The sequence below is a fragment of the Flavobacterium sp. genome, assembly GCF_035456085.1.
GTDB lineage: Bacteria > Bacteroidota > Bacteroidia > Flavobacteriales > Flavobacteriaceae > Flavobacterium.
In genome coordinates this window covers 15,374-32,937 of the sequence record NZ_DATIDY010000209.1, presented here as the reverse complement: position 1 = coordinate 32,937, position 17,564 = coordinate 15,374, and the positions used below count along the sequence as shown (strand labels likewise).

Here is a 17,564-nt window from a genome sequence, read left to right as displayed (position 1 = left end):
CGGAATCATCAAAGCACTTCGTGAAAATCATATTTATGAAGAAGTAGCGACCGAAATCTACAATATGAAAAATACTTTTAATCATATTGGTTTGGGAATGATTGGAGAATTGGAAGAACCAATGGATGAAAAAGACTTTTTACTTTATGCCAAAGACAAAATGAAAGCCGGAGGAATTCGTCACTCTGCTTTTACAGGAAAAAAAATAAAGAAAGTTGCGGTTTTAGGAGGATCAGGTAGTTTTGCAATACCTAATGCAATTCAAGCTGGAGCTGATGCATATTTAACCTCAGACTTGAAATACCATCAATATTACGAAGCCGAAAATCAACTTTTATTAGCCGATATAGGACATTTTGAAAGCGAACGATATACAAAACAGTATATTGTTGATTATCTTAGAAAAAAAATTCCTAATTTTGCAATCATTTTATCGGAAGAAAATACAAATCCAGTTAAGTACTTATAAAATATGGCGAATACGAAAGAATTAAGTGTTGAGGACAAGTTAAGAGCAATTTATGATTTACAATTAATTGACTCTAGAATTGACGAAATCAGAAACGTTAGAGGGGAACTTCCTCTAGAAGTAGAAGATTTAGAAGATGAAGTTGCTGGTTTAAACGCTCGTTCAGAAAAATTGAAAGGGGAACTCGATGTAATCGAAAACCTTATCAAAGACAAAAAAAATGCAATTGACGAACACAAAGAAGCTGTCAAAAAATACACTAAACAACAAGAAAGCGTTCGCAATAACCGCGAATTCAACTCTTTGACTAAAGAAGTTGAATTTCAGGAATTAGAAATTCAATTAGCTGAAAAGCAAATCAAAGAAATGAAAGCTTCTATTGAGCATAAAAAAGAGGTAATTAATTCTTCTAAAGAAAAATTAGAGTCTAAATTATCTCACCTAAAACATAAAAAATCAGAATTGGATGCTATCATGTCTGAAACTCAAAAAGAAGAAACTTTCTTAACTGAGAAATCTGCAGAATTTGAAGCATTAATCGAAGAACGTTTATTGATAGCTTACAAAAGAATCAGAAGCAGTGTTCGTAACGGACTTGCGGTAGTTTCTATCGAAAGAGGAGCATCAGCAGGATCTTTCTTTACAATTCCACCACAAACACAAGTTGAAATTGCTGCAAGAAAGAAAATCTTAATTGATGAGCACTCTGGAAGAATCTTAGTCGACAGTGTTCTGGCTGAAGAAGAAAGAGAGAAAATGCAACAATTATTTTCTAAGTTCTAAAAAATAACTAAGCCTCGAACTTCGAGGCTTTTTTTATCCCCCTTATTTTGAGCCTAAAAAAACACATCCGATTTATAACCGTAAAGACCGTTGGGCAATACATTAACTTTTTAAGTTATGTTCGTCCACAAAAAGCTGTGGCGCTTTCGTATGCACTTTTTAGTCAGCCTCGAATTGGGAGACTCAATAAAAGTAGCTTACCAAAAGTTTTACAAAACACCGAAACAGAAACTTTTCATCACAACGAACATCATTTTCAGACTTACATTTGGAAAGGAAATGAAACCAAAATTTTACTTGTTCACGGATGGGAAAGCAATTCGGCTCGTTGGAAAAAAACATTACCACATTTACAGAAATCCGGAAGCACTATTATTGCAATTGATGCGCCAGCTCATGGACAAAGTAGCGGTAAGGAATTTAATGTTCCGCTTTACGCCCAATTTATCAATAAAGCAGTAGAAAAATATCAGCCAACAATTATTATTGGACATTCTATCGGAGGTGCAGCCTGTGTGTATCATCAATATTTGTTCCCCAATACGAGCATCAATAAAATGGTGATTTTAGGAGCTCCTTCAGATTTAAAAACTTTGATGGATAATTATGTTTCAATGCTGAGTTTAAATTCCAAGATATCTTCACTTTTAGAAAATCGTTTTTTGACTAATTTTAATTTTAAAGTTGAAGATTTCTCAGGGAAAAAATTTGCTTCAAATATTAATGTTCCCGGATTAATCGCCCATGATATTTCAGATAAAGTTGTAGCATTTGAAGAAGGAAAAAAAATAGCCAGCAAATGGAAAAACAGTCAGTTTATCGAAACTAACGGTCTCGGTCATGGCATGCATGATGATGAATTGTACCAAAAAGTAATTGATTTTTTGTTTGACGAACAAAACAAATAAATCAAATATCAAACAACAATATTGAAGTGTTTCAACAACTCTTTTTGTCCTTTGCCTGTAATTTGAATCGCTCTTGAATTTTCAATTTTTCTTAACCAATCATCAGTAATCATTTTATCTAACAATGAAGCTCCGAGTGAGCCTGCTATATGATTTTTTCTTTCACTCCAATCTAAACAAGGCTTCACGAATAGACGCCTTTGTTTTTTCAGTTCTTCCAAGTCAATTCCAAAATTTGAAAACCAATTTATTCCATCAGAACTTACTTCGAATTTATTATTCAAACCTAGAATAATGTTTTGGGAAAGCAGACTTTCAGTAACAGCAACGCCAATTTTTCCGGCCAAATGATCATAACAAGTTCGACAATATTTTATTGGTGAATGTTTATCTAAATCTTTTTTTGGAGAAACAACAGGCGGGATTAAACTCGCCATCGCCTCAATCGCGTAAGCTGTTTCTTTATTTGAAAACTTATAATATTTGTGTCTGCCTTGTTTTTCTACACAAAGTAAATTAGCCTCTAAAAGCTTAGCCAAATGCATACTCATGTTTTGTGGCGAAGTATTAGCAGAAATTGCAAGTTCTGTAGCTGTAAAAGCTTTTCCATCAAGCAATGTCCACATTATAATTGCACGCGTTGGATCGCCAATTAATGATGCTATTTTTACAAATTGATCTTCCATTTTACAGTAAGCATAGTTAAGTTTATACTGAAGTATTGACTAGTAAAGTTAAATAACTTTGCTAAAAAAAATATTATGATGTCTTTATTTTTACAATCTGAAGTCAAGAATCCTTACTCTTTTTATCAAAAAAAGATTGAGGAAAATCCATTATTTTGGGATGAAACAAACAGAATATGGGCTATTTATTCTTATGAACATTGTATTGAATTATTAAACAACATAAATGTCCATATTCCAACACTTTTTCCAAATAACAATCTTAACAAATATGCTTCAGAAATCATCAATAATCTTGCCCGATTATCAAATGGGATTCATCACGAAATAGCAAAAGAGACTGCTGTAATTCTTTTTTCATACATGAAATCTATTGAAACAGATACCATTTTGAAAGAATTACTTATAAACGAATCTAATCTAAATCACATAAATTGGGTAGATTTGGTTTGCAAAAAATTACCAATATTGACTATTTTGAAAGGTTTCGATTTCGATGAAAAAGATTCTCTTTTAATTTCAAACAAAATAAGTCTACTTGTAAAAATAATGCAGCCTTTTAAAACAATTGAAGATGTCGAATTAATTAATAATGTTTCCGAAGAAATTTATTTAATAACAAAAAAACATATTGCTGAGCATCCTGTATTTGAGATAATAGCAAATAAGATTTCAACCTCTTACAGTATTTCCTCAGAAGAAACGATTTCAAATTGCGTTTGTAATTTAATGGGGTTGTTTATTCAGAGTTATGATGCTACAAGAGGACTTTTGAGTAATTCGTTATTACAAATTCTTTCCAGTAAAAATTTTTATAAGAATGAATTTGATAAAATTTGGATTCAAAAAATGGTTACTGAAACTTTACGATTTGATCCGCCAATTCATAATACCAGAAGAATTGCAATTGCTGATATTCGATTAAATAGAGTTACAATCAGAAAGAATGATCCAATTTTGATTGTCCTTGCTGCGGCAAATCGTGACCCCAAACAATTCGAAAATCCGATGAATTTTGATATTGACAGGGATAATAATCAAGAACATTTGACATTTGGAAAAGGTGGACATATGTGCCTAGCAAAACATTTTTCGGTAAATCTTGCAACTGATACTTTGTATTATTTACTAAGGAATTACAATGTTTCAGTTTTAGAGAATCAAATTGAATACGAACCTATGATAAATGCAAGATTGCCAAAAGCAATTTGGATTTCAGTTTTATAATTTTAAACATAATCAATTATGATAGCAGTAATTTTTGAAGTCATTCCAAACGAAGGAAAAAAACAAGAATATCTTGATATTGCAGCACAATTACGCCCTGAATTAGACAAAATAGATGGTTTTATTTCTATTGAAAGATTTCAGAGTTTTAGTAATCCTGAAAAGGTTTTGTCTTTATCATTTTGGAGAGATGAAGAAAGTATTCAGCAATGGAGAACTCTAGAGATACACCGATTAGCCCAAGGTAAAGGCAGAAATGAAATATTTAAAGACTATCATTTACGAATTGCCAATGTAAGTCGAGATTATGGAATGTTTGATCGAAAAGAAGCACCAAAAGACAGTTTTAAATTTCATCAGAAATAATCTAAGAAGCATAACAATCCATAAAGTCTAAATTTTGACTATTTTTGCAGTATGGAAGAAAATTTAAAACGTCTTAATAAATTCATTGCAGAAACAGGCTTTTGTTCCCGCCGTGAAGCCGATAAATATATAGAAGAAGGACGAGTAACAATTAATGATGCCGTACCTGAATTGGGAACCAAAGTTTCACCAAATGACGAAGTACGTATTGACGGAAAACTAATTCGTGAGAAAACTGAAAAACCAATTTACCTTGCTTTCTATAAACCCGTAGGAATAGAATGTACAACCAATCTTGAAGTTCGAAACAATATTGTTGATTACATTAATTACCCAAAACGTATATTCCCTATTGGACGTTTGGACAAAGCCAGTGAAGGTTTAATTTTCATGACTAATGACGGTGATATTGTCAATAAAATTTTGCGTGCCAGAAACAATCACGAAAAAGAATACACTGTAACAGTAAACAAACCAATTACTGACCGTTTTATTGAGCGCATGGCAAATGGAGTTCCAATTTTGGACACCGTTACCCGCAAATGTAAGGTAGAACAAATTAGTAAATACATTTTCAAAATTATATTGACGCAAGGACTGAATCGTCAAATTCGAAGAATGTGCGAATATTTAGGTTATGAAGTTACTGCCTTGAAACGCATTCGAATTATTAATATCTCACTAGACGTTCCTGTTGGTCGTTACCGAGATTTGACCGATGCGGAAATAAAAGAATTGAATCAGTTAATTGAGCCTTCGAGCAAAACAGAAGAGGCTAGTTTACCAAAACAAGAAGCTCCCAAACGCAAAACCGAATTCATCAGAAGAGATGATCCAAGATTTAAAAAAAGAGGAAATTTTTAGAAATAAAAAAAATGCCAGGAAATGACTCTCTTGGCATTTTTTTATTATTGTTTACGTAAACCGATCGTATCAAGTTATTTCAGTATGAAATAAGACTCATCTACCAATTCTTCTTTGTCGTAGACATTCACATAATAGGTTCCTTTTGAAAATTTGTTTCCTAATAAATTTTCAGAAACATGAATCGTTTTTTTCTGATAACTCACATTTGATGCCAAACTATAAGTTAGGGATTTGTATTGATGAACACCTTCATTTATATCTCCCAAAACTGTATTTTCGCTATTTACCACTTGAATATAATAAACTTTATCAATTGGTTTTGCCATCTCGTTTTTAGTTATAACAAAGCTAATATTGATACCATCAACCTTGTTAGCTCTATCAGTTATCGTGAGTTCGCCTGAGGTTTTTAACTTATAAGCTATAACAGTTGTTCCTGAAACCGACAATTTTGAAGATTTTTCAACTGTATTTACTAAATCTTGTTTTAGGATTTCACTTTGTTTTTGAGATTCTTTCAAAACAACTTCAGCAATGTCTCTTTGCTTTTTTATTATTGTATTTTGCTTTTTTAATTGCTCATTTTCTACAGCAACTTTTTTTAGTTTGTCGTGTAAAGAATTAACTTGATTTCTATAAGTAATTAAAGTATTCTGATCACCTTTAACAGACTCCAAATCAGCCATTAATTCCATTACTTTATCTCGCTCTTGGAGAAACTCAATCGATATTGTTTTGTTTTCCAAAATGATTGCGTCGTAACTTTTCTTCAAACCATTTAGCTCATTGAGAATAGCCATTTTTTCGAGCTCATTTTTGTTTATTTTTTTTTGATCTGAAGCTGTAGCGGTAATTCGTACCGACTTGTTTTCTTCACGATTGATGTAATACAAAATTCCAGATGATAAAAGAGTTAAAATAGAAACTGAAACTAGTACAATTTTTGAACGAGGGGATTTTCTTGGGGCTTTCAATTTAGTGGTATTTATAGAATTTGGTGTGGTAATATTTTATTTTCTTCGAAACAAAAATAAATATTTTTTTAACATTATAATTATACAAATGACATAAAACATGAATTTTATGCTATAAAAACAGAAAAATTAAGAGCATTCTTTAAATTATCTACATAATATTAAATATAAATCACTGAGTAGCAACAAGCTAACCTTAAAAAAAAATAATTCAAATTTTTTATTATAATCTTTGTGAAAGTCTATGATAAAAAGCATTAATAAACAACAATGCCATATTCTTTAAAAAACTAAAAAAAACATCCAGAAAACATTAACCAACAAAAAACCCAAGACTTTCATCTTGGGTTTCATATAAAAACATAGTAGAAAATTATTTTCTGCTTCTAATTTCTCTTGCTAAAAGTGTGTTTTTTAATAACATTGCTATCGTCATTGGCCCTACTCCCCCTGGAACTGGAGTTATAAATGACGCTTTTTTACTTACACCATCAAAGTCAACATCTCCAGTAATTTTGTAACCTTTTGGATTAGAAGAATCGTCAACACGAGTAATACCCACGTCAATTACAACTACTCCATCTTTTACCATATCGGCTTTTAAAAATTCAGGAACACCTAAGGCAGTAATAATGATATCGGCATTTTTTGTAAATTCTGCTAAATTCTTAGTACGGCTATGAGTTAATGTCACCGTTGAATCTCCTGGATTTCCTTTGCGGCTCATCAAAATACTCATTGGTCTTCCTACAATATGGCTACGACCAATAACTACGGTGTGTTTTCCTGCGGTTTCTACTTTATAACGCTCTAACAATTCCATTATCCCAAATGGTGTGGCTGGCAAAAATGTTTCCATATCCAAAGCCATTTTTCCAAAATTTGCTGGATGGAAACCATCTACATCTTTATCTGGATCAATAGCCATAAGGATTTTTTGTTCGTCGATATGTTTTGGCAAAGGCAATTGAACAATGTATCCATCTAAATTATCATCTTCGTTTAATTCTTTAATTTTTGCCAATAATTCGTCCTCAGAAATGGTTTCTGGCAAAGCTACTAAAGTGGATTCAAAACCGATTTGTTGACAAGATTTCACTTTGCTTCCTACATACGTTAAACTTGCGCCATTGTTACCAACAATAACTGCAGCCAAATGAGGTACTTTTTGCCCGTCTGATTTTAATTTTTGAACTACAGCAGCAATCTCGTTTTTAATATCTTCTGATGTTTTTTTTCCGTCTAAAATTTGCATTTTTTTAATTTATAAAGGGGGTTAAATGTTTCAGATTTAAAGATGAAACTCAAATTATATATTATTATCTTTTTAATTTAAAAAATTAAGGTCTAAAGTTTCAATCAGTTTGAAACATTAAACCTTAACTATTTTTTTATTATTATTTATCTCATTCCTGGCATTCCGCCTTTCATGCCGCCCATCATTTTCATTAAGTTTTTTCCGCCTGGGCCTTGCATCATCTTCATCATTTTGCTCATTTGGTCGAACTGCTTCATCAATTGATTGACCTGCTCTACTTTAGTTCCTGAACCTTTTGCAATTCTGATTTTTCTTTTTGCATCGATAATTGCAGGCTTGCTTCTTTCGATTGGAGTCATTGAGTGAATAATAGCTTCGATATGTTTGAAGGCATCGTCTTCGATTTCGATATCTTTCATCGCTTTTGAAGCTCCTGGTATCATTCCAACCAAGTCTTTCATATTACCCATTTTTTTAACTTGCTGAATTTGTGATAAGAAATCATCAAAACCAAATTCATTTTTAGCAATTTTCTTTTGGATTTTACGAGCTTCTTCTTCATCGTATTGCTCTTGTGCTCTTTCTACCAAAGACACAACGTCTCCCATTCCAAGGATACGTTCAGCCATACGATTTGGATAGAAAACATCAATCGCATCCATTTTCTCACCAGTACCAACAAATTTAATTGGCTTGTTTACAACCGATTTAATAGAAATGGCAGCTCCACCACGAGTATCACCATCTAATTTGGTTAAAATAACTCCGTCAAAATTCAAGATATCGTTGAAAGCTTTTGCAGTATTCACTGCATCCTGACCAGTCATGGCATCCACAACAAACAAGGTTTCTTGTGGCTGAATGGCCTTATGGACTTTAGCAATTTCGTCCATCATTTCTTTATCAACAGCAAGACGACCTGCTGTATCGACAATCACAACGTTAAATCCGTTTGCTTTTGCGTGTTTGATTGCATTTTGTGCAATCTCAACAGGATTTTTATTTTCTGGTTCTGAATAAACCTCAACTCCTATTGAATCTCCAACAACATATAATTGTTGAATTGCCGCTGGACGATAAATATCACAAGCCACCAAAAGTGGTTTTTTATTCTTTTTAGTTTGAAGAAAATTAGCCAGTTTACCAGAGAAAGTTGTCTTTCCTGAACCTTGCAATCCTGACATTAAAATGATTGATGGATTTCCAGAAAGATTAACTCCAGCAACATCTCCACCCATCAATTCAGTAAGCTCATCTTTAACAAGCTTTACCAATAATTGTCCTGGTTGCAATGTAGTTAATACATCTTGACCAATTGCTTTTTCTTTTACTTTGGTTGTAAAATCTTTAGCAATTTTAAAATTGACGTCGGCATCAAGTAAAGCACGACGTACTTCTTTCAAAGTTTCGGCAACATTTACTTCTGTGATTTTTCCGTGTCCTTTTAATATATGAAAGGCTTTGTCTAATTTATCGCTTAAATTATCGAACATAATTGTTTTTCTCTTTAATTAAGGCGCAAATATAATCTAATTAGATATTTTAGGCAATTCTTTTTCAAAGAGAGATTTAAGGCTTTTTAAATTTTTTTAAAAAAAATATAAGTCATATAAGTCTCGAAATAATAGAGCAATTTAATCTTATATGTCCTTATATTTCTTATATGTTTTATTTTAAAAAAATTTAGAATTGAAAATAAATAAATGGTTGAGAACCCGAAACGGCTGTGGCATAAACAATCCAGTACACAAAGCCCAAAATCATTGCTTTAACTACTAATGGTGTTTTATCAAAAACTGATTTCAGTCCATTGGTAAATACCTCTGGCAAGAAGTGCCAAACGTAACCGAAAAGCATTAATAAAAATACATTTTTGTACCCCATTACAATTATTTTCCAGTTTTCTGGTTCAAATGTCAGTTGTCCAATATTATTGATGACTTGTAAGGCTGTTTCGAAATCTCGGGCACGGAAAAAGATCCAACAAAAAACTACAAAATGAAATGTAATTACTACCGAAACAAACTTCCATAAGTAATTTGGCGTATTACCTTCTTTTTTCGAAGGAAAAAATTCTGAAAATAATTTATGCACTGCCAAAGCCAATCCATGAAGCGCTCCCCAAACAATAAATTGCGCTCCCGCTCCATGCCACAATCCGCCTAAAAGCATCGTGGTAAACAAATTAAAATTAGTTACCAAAGTTTGCTTTCTTTTGCTTGACAATAAAAATGACAAACAAAAAAGAACGATACTTATACCAGCAATAATCAATGGAATCAAGCTTACGGTATAATTTATGATTCCCCAAAGCAATAAACCAAAGAAGAACAAACTCGGGAATAAAAATCCTGCGAAAGAACCTTCTCTATTCCCTCCAATCGAAATGTACAGAAAATCTTTTAACCAAGTCGAAAGTGAAATATGCCATCTTCTCCAAAAATCAGTTATTGAAGTTGATTTATAAGGTGTTCTAAAGTTGGCAGGCAATTTGAATCCTAACAATAGAGCAATACCAATTGCCATATCCGAATATCCTGAAAAATCACAGTAAATTTGAATGGCATATCCATAAGAAGCCATTAAATTTTCAAATGATGTGTAGTTCATTGGTGTATCAAAAACACGATCAACAAAGTTTACTGAAATATAATTTGAGATTACTGTTTTCTTAATTAAACCACCAATAATTAGAAACAAAGCGTTATTCACGTCTTGTTTGGTAAGGTGTAATTTTTGATAAATCTGTGGCAGAAAATCTTTGGCACGTACAATTGGTCCAGCAACTAACTGCGGAAAAAATGAAACGAAAAATAAATATTCGATGTAGTTTTTTGTCGGCTTTATTTCTTCACGGTAAATCTCAATAATATAACTCATCGACTGAAAAGTATAAAAAGAAATTCCAACTGGAAGAAAAACATCATGAAGTTTGAAATTGCCATGAAACATATCATTATAAGTAACAATCAAAAAGTTCATGTATTTGAAATATCCGAGTAAACCCAAATTCAAAATCACACTTATAACAAGATATAATTTCTTGATACTGTCTTTCTTTTCTTTATAAATAATTTGGCTCAAGCCATAATCTACAATGGATGAAAGCAATAATAACAAAAAGTAAATACCACTTGACTTATAATAAAAGAAAAGCGAGAAAAGAATAACGTAGGACAATCTCAAATAAAATGTTTTGTGTAAAAAGCCATACACAAAATAAAAAACCAGAAATAACCCTAAAAATAAACCTGTATTAAATAATAATTTTTCGTCTGGATTATAAACAAACCAACTTTTAACTTGTTCTATTGTAAGTGCACCAAAATTTTGAACGATCCAATCATTAATGCTATCAACTGTTATCAACTTATTTTTTTGATTTAAAATTATCGTATGCTTTTAAAAGTGCCTCTGAGAACAATTTCCCTTGTTTTTCGTATCCTTTTTTAGAATAATGAACCCAATCTGGCCCAATTAATCCTTGAACTCTTAACTTCCTAATTCCTTCCATGCCGCCGAATTCCTCGTACAAATCCCAAACTGCAAAATCATCTTTTTCGGCTATTGCCAGTATTTGTCTTGCATAATCGTGAATGTAAGTATTGGGCTTTTTCCTAAGAAGCGATGGTGGTGGTGTCATGACAAGTATAGGAACATCAATTTTTTGTGCTTTTATATTTGCTATAAACGACCTTAATTCTTTAATATAATGGTCGGATTCTAACTTTTCATAGCTTTCATTTGTTCCTAAAGAAAAAACCAAAACATCTGGATGTAATGCTTTTAATTGTTCAAAAAACAAAGGATATTTATTATAATCCGAAAACTTAGCTCCGTTTACTCCAATACTACTGTAAATTAAACCAGCAGTATCTTTCTCTAAAACAAGTCCGTTAAGTTCAAAATTGGAAGCCGTTTTATTCGGAATTAGGAAAATTCGATCTAATGCTTTCTCCGAATTATAGTAATGAGAATTTGAATCAGACTTGACTTCTAAAGAAACAAATTCAGAAACAGAAACCGTTTTAGGTCTTGTTTCGTTTGTTGCAATTTTTAATGTTCTTCCTGCGCGAATTGAATTAGACTTAAGGCGATTTTGTCGTTTTATTTCCAAAACCGAAACATTATACTTGTCGGCAATTGTTGAAAGCGCTTCGCCTTTTTTAATTTTATGCGTAATTATTTTTCGTTCTGTTGTTTGTATTACATTCGTTTTAGACGAAGTTGCCAAATCAAACATATCCTGATTTTGTGGCGTAATGACACGAATAGAATTGAATTTATAAGCCGGATCTTTTACATTCAATTCAACAACAAAACCTCCGTTGTCTCTCCAAAGTGCGATTCCGCTTAAACCAACGGGATTATTTCTAAAGGGATAAATATTTCGGTAGCTTTCCCAGGTTCTATTGGAACGAAAACGTTCATTATACGAACCATTTGTCTTTGCCAATTGATATGGAAATATAAAACCGCGTCCTGCATTACCGAATTTCAGTTGGAGTTTTTTTCTGATTTCATTGGTCATTAAATCACTTTGAATATGTGAATCTCCAATATGTACAATATTTATCCTGCGATTATTTTGGCTTTCATTATTTTGTAATTTCTGAAAAAAGCTTCCTAACGCTTTTGCATTATAAATTTGATCTTCTGAAAAAGATACTGTCGTAGCTGTATCGCCGTTATGAATCATACTTTTTGTTCTTGTAATTGAGTCTGTTTTTGGAGTCTTATTATTCGTCGAGAAAAAAAGACAACAAAAGAAAATAATTAGTTTATTCATTTAAGCTATCGTTTTTTACAGAGACGGAATCTGAGTTTATTTTTTTGACCGTTTTGGGTTTATTCCTTTCAGCATCCCTTTTTTGGCGAAGGATTTTATATTCTTCATACCCTTGATTTAATTGGTCATATATCAATTTACCAATAACTTTTGCCCCACGTTGATTGAAATGTGTGTAATCTTTATTGGCTTTTGCCGGAACCTCATCAACCCATTTTATCATAGAGCCGTCGCCACCCATTAAAGTGTATAAATTGACAAAACCAGATTCAGTTTTCAATGCATATTTTTTTTGAGATTTCATCAAAGGAACCACCGCAGAATCAGACTTCATTTCCAAATCATATTTGGTTGACTTATCGGCTGTCGAAATAATCAAAACCGAAACTCCCGGAAAAGATTCTTTTATTTTCTTAACCACTTTTGTCATTCCTTTTTCATACCAGGAATAATTTCTATTTCCGTAATTCAACACATTGGTTCCATAGTGCAAAATCACAAGATCATATTGCAAACTATTATTAAAAGCCTGCATGACATTGGTATCAAAAATTGAAATTGGAAGCCCGGAATTTCCTCTTTGTGAGAAGTTATCGACATGAACTCCGCTTCCATTATCAAAATTAAAACCGTAAATCGGAATTGAATCTGCCTGAACAAAATTTGCTTTAAACGATTTTAAGCTTCCAGAACTTACTTTTAAAGTGTTGACTAAATTATGTGGATTAAGATTTTTTTGTACAGTATCTTTTCCAATAATAAAATTGACTTTTCCTTTTTTAGATGATTTACCGTAAAATAACACTGGATTATCTAATGTTGTCGAATATTTATTAGTTCCCGCTTCATATTGTACCCAAGTCGCATTTGTATTATCATTTGCAAAAAATACGTGTCCGTTGACTCCAAATGGACTTGCTGGTCGTTTTACATTTAAATACGACTGCATTTTCCAATTTTTAGAATATACTGATTTCACAGAACCTCTCGACGCCGCAGATTCTGAAGTTATCGAAACAAAACCAACTCCATTTCCACCAAAACGCTCCTGATAATTTTTACGAACATCCTGCACAATTAAATCACCATCAGTCATAGAATCTCCGTAATAAGCGATTCTAACTTTGGCTTGTGGATTTTTTTCGAGTTGGTATAATTTTTCATAGAAAGGAATCAAATACTGGCTTCCTTTGTATTCATCAAATGTTTCGGCTGGAAATTCAATACCTTCTGTAGCATCAAAAGTTATTTTTGCCTGTCCTTGCTGACGCTCACTTTCGGCAATACTATCTTCTTTTACATCCAAAGAATCATCAGCAACCGACTCAATAAGCATGCTGTCTATCAGTACATTTTTGGAATCTAATTTACTGTCTGAAAATATTTTGTCAGGAAGAATTTGTTTGAAACCGGTAAAAACTACGAAAGCCAATGCAACGATAGCAAAAGACTGAAAAAAATAAGGTTTTGTATTCACTTATCAATTATATTTTGGAGAATGAAATAGCCACAAATTAATTAAAATTCTTGTTAATTCCTTAGAAAAAAACTCTTGCAAAGATAGCAACTAAATGTTTATTTCAAATGGATTTTAATAATAAACTAAAACAAAATGAGATTAGTCTAATTCGGCTTTTATATAACCAAAACTCTTTGAATTTGAGCACAATTTCTTTTTCATTTAAAAATTTATTTCTTAGATTTTGTATTAATTTTAAAAAACAGAAATAAAAAAAGACTGTCCGTTTGACAGTCTTCTTTTCAAAAAAACTAACTAACCACTTTTTAAAAACTAAAATCTTTACGTCATCAATATTAATGCAAATATACAATTATTTTTATTCATTCTAAATAAATTTAATATATTTGTAAATGAATAACAAAATCCTATCGCCAATAAAATTGTAGACTTATGTGTAAGCTAAAAGTATTAAACAGAACTTCGAACGGCATTTTGTTATATTGCCAACACAGAGATATGTATCAATTGCTGTTTAACAATTTGACATTTGATTTAAGTAGTATCGAAATGACAAGTTTTTCCAATTATTTGGAACAAATTGATGCTGATTATTGGGAAAGCGAATACGAACATTCTATTTACGAAAAGAAGATTCCGATACCAACTTTGCAATCTAACTTTATTATTTTATTGAACAGAAAGGAATTGGAAGAATTGCGTTTTTTGATCGATTGTATCAGTCAATATAAGATTTTGAAACCTGTCGAAATTAATTATCAGATAATTTCAAATTGATTTATTCATAAAAAGTATTTCCAAGATTCGAACTTTATAGCTCGGATTTTTTTTATCGCTGATTTTGCAATGATAACTTAATAAATCTTCTTATTTTTAATATTCTAAATTTGAATCATGGAAAAATTAGACAAAAATTCTTTATGGGAACGCAGAAAGTTTATAAAAAACACTTTTAAGTTTGCCACTGCAACTGCTTTTATAGGTTTTGGAGGTTTGGATCTCTTTGCTTTTCCTCCTTTAAAGAAAACTATCAAAAAGGTTACTCTAAATAATGGGGTAAAAATGCCGATTTTAGGATTTGGCACTATGGATCTTAGAGATGCTTTGGGTGAAAAATGTGTTGCCGAAGCTATCTCGCTGGGATATCGTCTTATTGATACCGCATTTATTTATTCAAACGAAGAAGCTGTTGGAAATGGAATCAAAAAAAGCGGAATAAAAAGGGAAGAACTTTTTGTAACTTCAAAACTTTGGGTTGACGACATGGGTTACGAAAAAGCCAAGGCAGCTTTTTATACCACATTGAATAAATTAGGTCTAGACTATTTAGACCTTTATCTTATTCATCGCCCGCGTGGTGATGTAAAAGGTTCATGGAAAGCAATGGAAGAATTGTATAATGAAGGAAAAATAAAAGCAATTGGCGTGAGTAATTTTGACAATCATCAATTGGATGATTTGATAGCAAACAGCAAAATTAAACCCGCTATAAATCAAATTGAGACACATGCATTTTTTCAAGAAGAAAAAGCACAAGAATCATTGAATAAATACGGCATTCAAATGGAAGCTTGGGCTCCGTTTGCCGAAGGTCGTAATTCTCTTTTTGTTGATAAAAACCTATCACTAATTGGTAAAAAATATAATAAAACGAATGCTCAGGTTAGTTTGAGATGGCTGTATCAAAGAGGCATTATCGCCATTCCAAGGACTTCCAAAAAAGAACACATGATTGAAAACTTAGAAATTTTTGACTTTGAACTTACTAAAGAAGATATGAGAGCTATCTCTAAATTGGACTTAAACAAAACGCAATTTCTCGAATGGACATAGCTCAATAAGAAAACAATTGATTGCTAGACAAACAAAAAATCCGAACGTTATTGTTCGGATTTTTTGTTTTTAAGTTTTGATAAATGTGACTACATTCTCTCTGGAACATTTATTCCTAATAAACTAAAGGCATCAGCAATCACATCGGCCACTTTTTTAGATAGTTGTACTCTGAATATTTTTTTGTTCAAATCGGTTTCTCCCAATATTGAAACGGCTTGATAAAATGAATTGTACTCACGAACCAAATCATAAGTATAGTTTGCAATTAAAGCCGGGCTATGATTATTAGCAGCATTCTGAATCACTTCAGGGAATAATTCCAATTGCTTTATTAATTCCTTTTCTTTTTCATGCATCTCAACTAGGCTCGATACAGCATTCAAATCGAAATCTGCTTTTCTTAAAATTGATTGAATTCTGGCATAAGTATATTGAATAAAAGGTCCCGTGTTTCCAGCAAAATCAACAGATTCCTCTGGGTTGAAAAGGATACGTTTTTTCGGATCGACTTTTAAAATATAGTATTTAAGCGCTCCAAGACCAATTGTATTGTATAATTTTGCTTTTTCCTCTGCCGAATAAGAATCTAATTTCCCTAAATCTTCAGCAATTTGTTGAGCAGTTCCAGTCATTTCCTGCATTAAATCATCAGCATCAACAACAGTTCCTTCACGGCTTTTCATTTTTCCAGAAGGTAAATCTACCATTCCATAAGACAAATGGAATAGATTAGAAGCCCAATCAAATCCTAATTTTTTCAAGATTAAAAACAACACTTTGAAGTGATAATCCTGCTCATTTCCTACGGTATAAACCATTCCGCCAACGTCTGGCATATCTTTTACACGTTGAATAGCAGTTCCAATATCTTGTGTCATGTAAACCGCAGTTCCATCAGAACGCAATACAATTTTACGATCCAAACCTTCATCAGTCAAATCTATCCAAACAGAACCATCAGGATCTTTTTCAAAAATTCCTTTATCCAATCCTACCTGAACAACATCTTTTCCTAACAAATACGTATTGCTTTCGTAATAGAAGCTGTCAAAATTTACTCCAAGATTTTTATAAGTTGTGGCAAAACCATCATAAACCCATTGGTTCATCATTTTCCAAAGAGCGATTACTTCTGGATTTCCATTTTCCCAATCCAAAAGCATTTGTTGTGCTTCAAGAATAATTGGAGCTGATTTTTTTGCTTCTTCTTCTGTTTTTCCTTCCGAGATTAATTGATTGATTTCTTCTTTGTATGCTTTATCAAAAGCTACATAATAATTTCCAACTAATTTATCTCCTTTTAAACCAGTGCTTTCTGGAGTTTCGCCATTTCCAAATTTCTGCCAAGCCAACATTGACTTACAAATATGGATTCCTCTGTCGTTGATGATTTGTGTTTTATACACTTTTTTACCAGAGGCTTTCAAAATTTCAGCAACTGAATACCCTAATAGATTATTACGAACGTGACCTAAGTGCAAAGGTTTATTGGTGTTTGGCGAAGAATATTCTACCATAACCGCTTTATCATTTGCGGAAGGCGTAACGAATCCAAATTTGTCAACATTTCTGATTTCATTGAAGAAATTCAAATAATATTCATCAGCAATAACAATGTTCAAAAATCCTGAAACTACGTTAAAACGTGCCACTTCCGAAACATTTTCAACCAAGTAATTACCAATTTTATTTCCTAATTCTACTGGGTTGCTTTTGATCACTTTCAATAGTGGAAAAATCACCATTGTGATATCGCCTTCAAACTCTTTTCGGGTTGCTTGAAACTCAATTTTATCAATCGTAACATCAAACAAAGTTTGAATAGCTTTTTCTATAGATGGCGTAAGAATACTGGATAATGACATGTGTACTTGTAATTTTTAAAGTGTGCAAATATAGCAATTTCGCAAGAAAATTGTTC

Annotated in this window: 16 protein-coding genes; 8 read left to right on the top strand and 8 right to left on the bottom strand. The window is 32.1% G+C overall.

Features of this window, described 5'->3' with window-relative positions; all coding sequences use genetic code 11:
* From VLC96_RS15975 to VLC96_RS15965, 3 genes are all read left to right on the top strand, one after another.
* Positions 1 to 469 (top strand): Nif3-like dinuclear metal center hexameric protein (locus VLC96_RS15975; RefSeq protein WP_325264516.1); only part of this gene is annotated, 469 nt, incomplete at its 5' end.
* 3 nt (positions 470 to 472) lie between these two features.
* The gene (locus VLC96_RS15970; protein WP_325264514.1) at positions 473 to 1,252 is read left to right on the top strand and encodes a zinc ribbon domain-containing protein; all 780 of its coding nucleotides are present in this window, start codon (positions 473 to 475) and stop codon (positions 1,250 to 1,252) included.
* A 47-nt stretch (positions 1,253 to 1,299) separates the two neighbouring features.
* Entirely contained in the window at positions 1,300 to 2,160 is an 861-nt protein-coding gene (locus VLC96_RS15965) for an alpha/beta fold hydrolase (protein ID WP_325264512.1), read from the top strand.
* A gap of 8 nt (positions 2,161 to 2,168) precedes the next feature.
* Here VLC96_RS15965 and VLC96_RS15960 read toward each other — a convergent pair whose 3' ends face one another.
* Positions 2,169 to 2,846 carry an ArsR/SmtB family transcription factor gene (locus VLC96_RS15960; protein ID WP_325264510.1) on the bottom strand — a complete coding sequence of 226 codons (678 nt, stop codon included), beginning with the start codon at positions 2,844 to 2,846 and terminating at the stop codon, positions 2,169 to 2,171.
* 75 nt (positions 2,847 to 2,921) lie between these two features.
* On the opposite strand from VLC96_RS15960, the gene VLC96_RS15955 reads away from it, so the two are divergent.
* The 3 genes from VLC96_RS15955 to rluF are packed head-to-tail and all read left to right on the top strand — an operon-like array spanning position 2,922 to position 5,303.
* Positions 2,922 to 4,073 (top strand): cytochrome P450, encoded by a 1,152-nt coding sequence (locus VLC96_RS15955; RefSeq protein ID WP_325264508.1) that lies wholly within the window; start codon positions 2,922 to 2,924, stop codon positions 4,071 to 4,073.
* An 18-nt stretch (positions 4,074 to 4,091) separates the two neighbouring features.
* Positions 4,092 to 4,439, top strand: coding sequence for an antibiotic biosynthesis monooxygenase family protein (locus VLC96_RS15950; RefSeq protein ID WP_325264506.1), 348 nt, complete (start codon positions 4,092 to 4,094; stop codon positions 4,437 to 4,439).
* A 51-nt stretch (positions 4,440 to 4,490) separates the two neighbouring features.
* The gene (gene rluF, locus VLC96_RS15945) at positions 4,491 to 5,303 is read left to right on the top strand and encodes a 23S rRNA pseudouridine(2604) synthase RluF (RefSeq protein WP_325264504.1); all 813 of its coding nucleotides are present in this window, start codon (positions 4,491 to 4,493) and stop codon (positions 5,301 to 5,303) included.
* A 74-nt stretch (positions 5,304 to 5,377) separates the two neighbouring features.
* Here the strand turns inward: rluF and VLC96_RS15940 are convergent, their stop codons facing one another.
* The 6 genes from VLC96_RS15940 to VLC96_RS15915 form a co-directional block, all read right to left on the bottom strand.
* Positions 5,378 to 6,280 (bottom strand): DUF8428 domain-containing protein, encoded by a 903-nt coding sequence (locus VLC96_RS15940; RefSeq protein WP_325264503.1) that lies wholly within the window; start codon positions 6,278 to 6,280, stop codon positions 5,378 to 5,380.
* Between the two features lie 373 nt (positions 6,281 to 6,653).
* Positions 6,654 to 7,535 carry a bifunctional 5,10-methylenetetrahydrofolate dehydrogenase/5,10-methenyltetrahydrofolate cyclohydrolase gene (locus VLC96_RS15935; RefSeq protein ID WP_325264502.1) on the bottom strand — a complete coding sequence of 294 codons (882 nt, stop codon included), beginning with the start codon at positions 7,533 to 7,535 and terminating at the stop codon, positions 6,654 to 6,656.
* A 146-nt stretch (positions 7,536 to 7,681) separates the two neighbouring features.
* A complete protein-coding gene (ffh, locus tag VLC96_RS15930; protein ID WP_325264501.1) occupies positions 7,682 to 9,031 on the bottom strand; it encodes a signal recognition particle protein in 1,350 nt (449 codons plus the stop codon).
* 190 nt (positions 9,032 to 9,221) lie between these two features.
* Complete coding sequence (locus tag VLC96_RS15925) at positions 9,222 to 10,907, bottom strand: MBOAT family O-acyltransferase (protein WP_325264499.1); 1,686 nt, start codon at positions 10,905 to 10,907, stop codon at positions 9,222 to 9,224.
* A gap of 1 nt (position 10,908) precedes the next feature.
* Positions 10,909 to 12,237: a GDSL-type esterase/lipase family protein gene (locus VLC96_RS15920; RefSeq protein WP_325264497.1), complete on the bottom strand. Its 1,329-nt coding sequence runs from the start codon at positions 12,235 to 12,237 to the stop codon at positions 10,909 to 10,911.
* 82 nt (positions 12,238 to 12,319) lie between these two features.
* On the bottom strand, positions 12,320 to 13,804 hold the full coding sequence (locus VLC96_RS15915; RefSeq protein ID WP_325264496.1) for an SGNH/GDSL hydrolase family protein: 1,485 nt from the start codon (positions 13,802 to 13,804) through the stop codon (positions 12,320 to 12,322).
* Between the two features lie 435 nt (positions 13,805 to 14,239).
* Between VLC96_RS15915 and VLC96_RS15910 the strand changes: the two genes are divergently transcribed.
* Together VLC96_RS15910 and VLC96_RS15905 are read left to right on the top strand one after the other, a co-directional pair.
* Positions 14,240 to 14,584, top strand: coding sequence for a DUF6686 family protein (locus VLC96_RS15910; protein ID WP_325264495.1), 345 nt, complete (start codon positions 14,240 to 14,242; stop codon positions 14,582 to 14,584).
* A gap of 117 nt (positions 14,585 to 14,701) precedes the next feature.
* Entirely contained in the window at positions 14,702 to 15,640 is a 939-nt protein-coding gene (locus tag VLC96_RS15905; protein ID WP_325264493.1) for an aldo/keto reductase, read from the top strand.
* An 89-nt stretch (positions 15,641 to 15,729) separates the two neighbouring features.
* Here VLC96_RS15905 and argS read toward each other — a convergent pair whose 3' ends face one another.
* On the bottom strand, positions 15,730 to 17,508 hold the full coding sequence (gene argS, locus VLC96_RS15900; protein ID WP_325264491.1) for an arginine--tRNA ligase: 1,779 nt from the start codon (positions 17,506 to 17,508) through the stop codon (positions 15,730 to 15,732).
* Between the last annotated feature and the right edge of the window lie 56 nt (positions 17,509 to 17,564).

Coding starts and splice junctions, on each gene's coding strand:
- VLC96_RS15970 (WP_325264514.1), top strand. CDS start 473: ATGGCGAATACGAAAGAATTAAGTGTTGAGGACAAGTTAAGAGCAATT.
- VLC96_RS15960 (WP_325264510.1), bottom strand. CDS start 2,846: ATGGAAGATCAATTTGTAAAAATAGCATCATTAATTGGCGATCCAACG.
- VLC96_RS15955 (WP_325264508.1), top strand. CDS start 2,922: ATGATGTCTTTATTTTTACAATCTGAAGTCAAGAATCCTTACTCTTTT.
- VLC96_RS15950 (WP_325264506.1), top strand. CDS start 4,092: ATGATAGCAGTAATTTTTGAAGTCATTCCAAACGAAGGAAAAAAACAA.
- rluF (WP_325264504.1), top strand. CDS start 4,491: ATGGAAGAAAATTTAAAACGTCTTAATAAATTCATTGCAGAAACAGGC.
- VLC96_RS15935 (WP_325264502.1), bottom strand. CDS start 7,535: ATGCAAATTTTAGACGGAAAAAAAACATCAGAAGATATTAAAAACGAG.
- ffh (WP_325264501.1), bottom strand. CDS start 9,031: ATGTTCGATAATTTAAGCGATAAATTAGACAAAGCCTTTCATATATTA.
- VLC96_RS15920 (WP_325264497.1), bottom strand. CDS start 12,237: ATGATTCATAACGGCGATACAGCTACGACAGTATCTTTTTCAGAAGAT.
- VLC96_RS15910 (WP_325264495.1), top strand. CDS start 14,240: ATGTGTAAGCTAAAAGTATTAAACAGAACTTCGAACGGCATTTTGTTA.
- VLC96_RS15905 (WP_325264493.1), top strand. CDS start 14,702: ATGGAAAAATTAGACAAAAATTCTTTATGGGAACGCAGAAAGTTTATA.
- argS (WP_325264491.1), bottom strand. CDS start 17,508: ATGTCATTATCCAGTATTCTTACGCCATCTATAGAAAAAGCTATTCAA.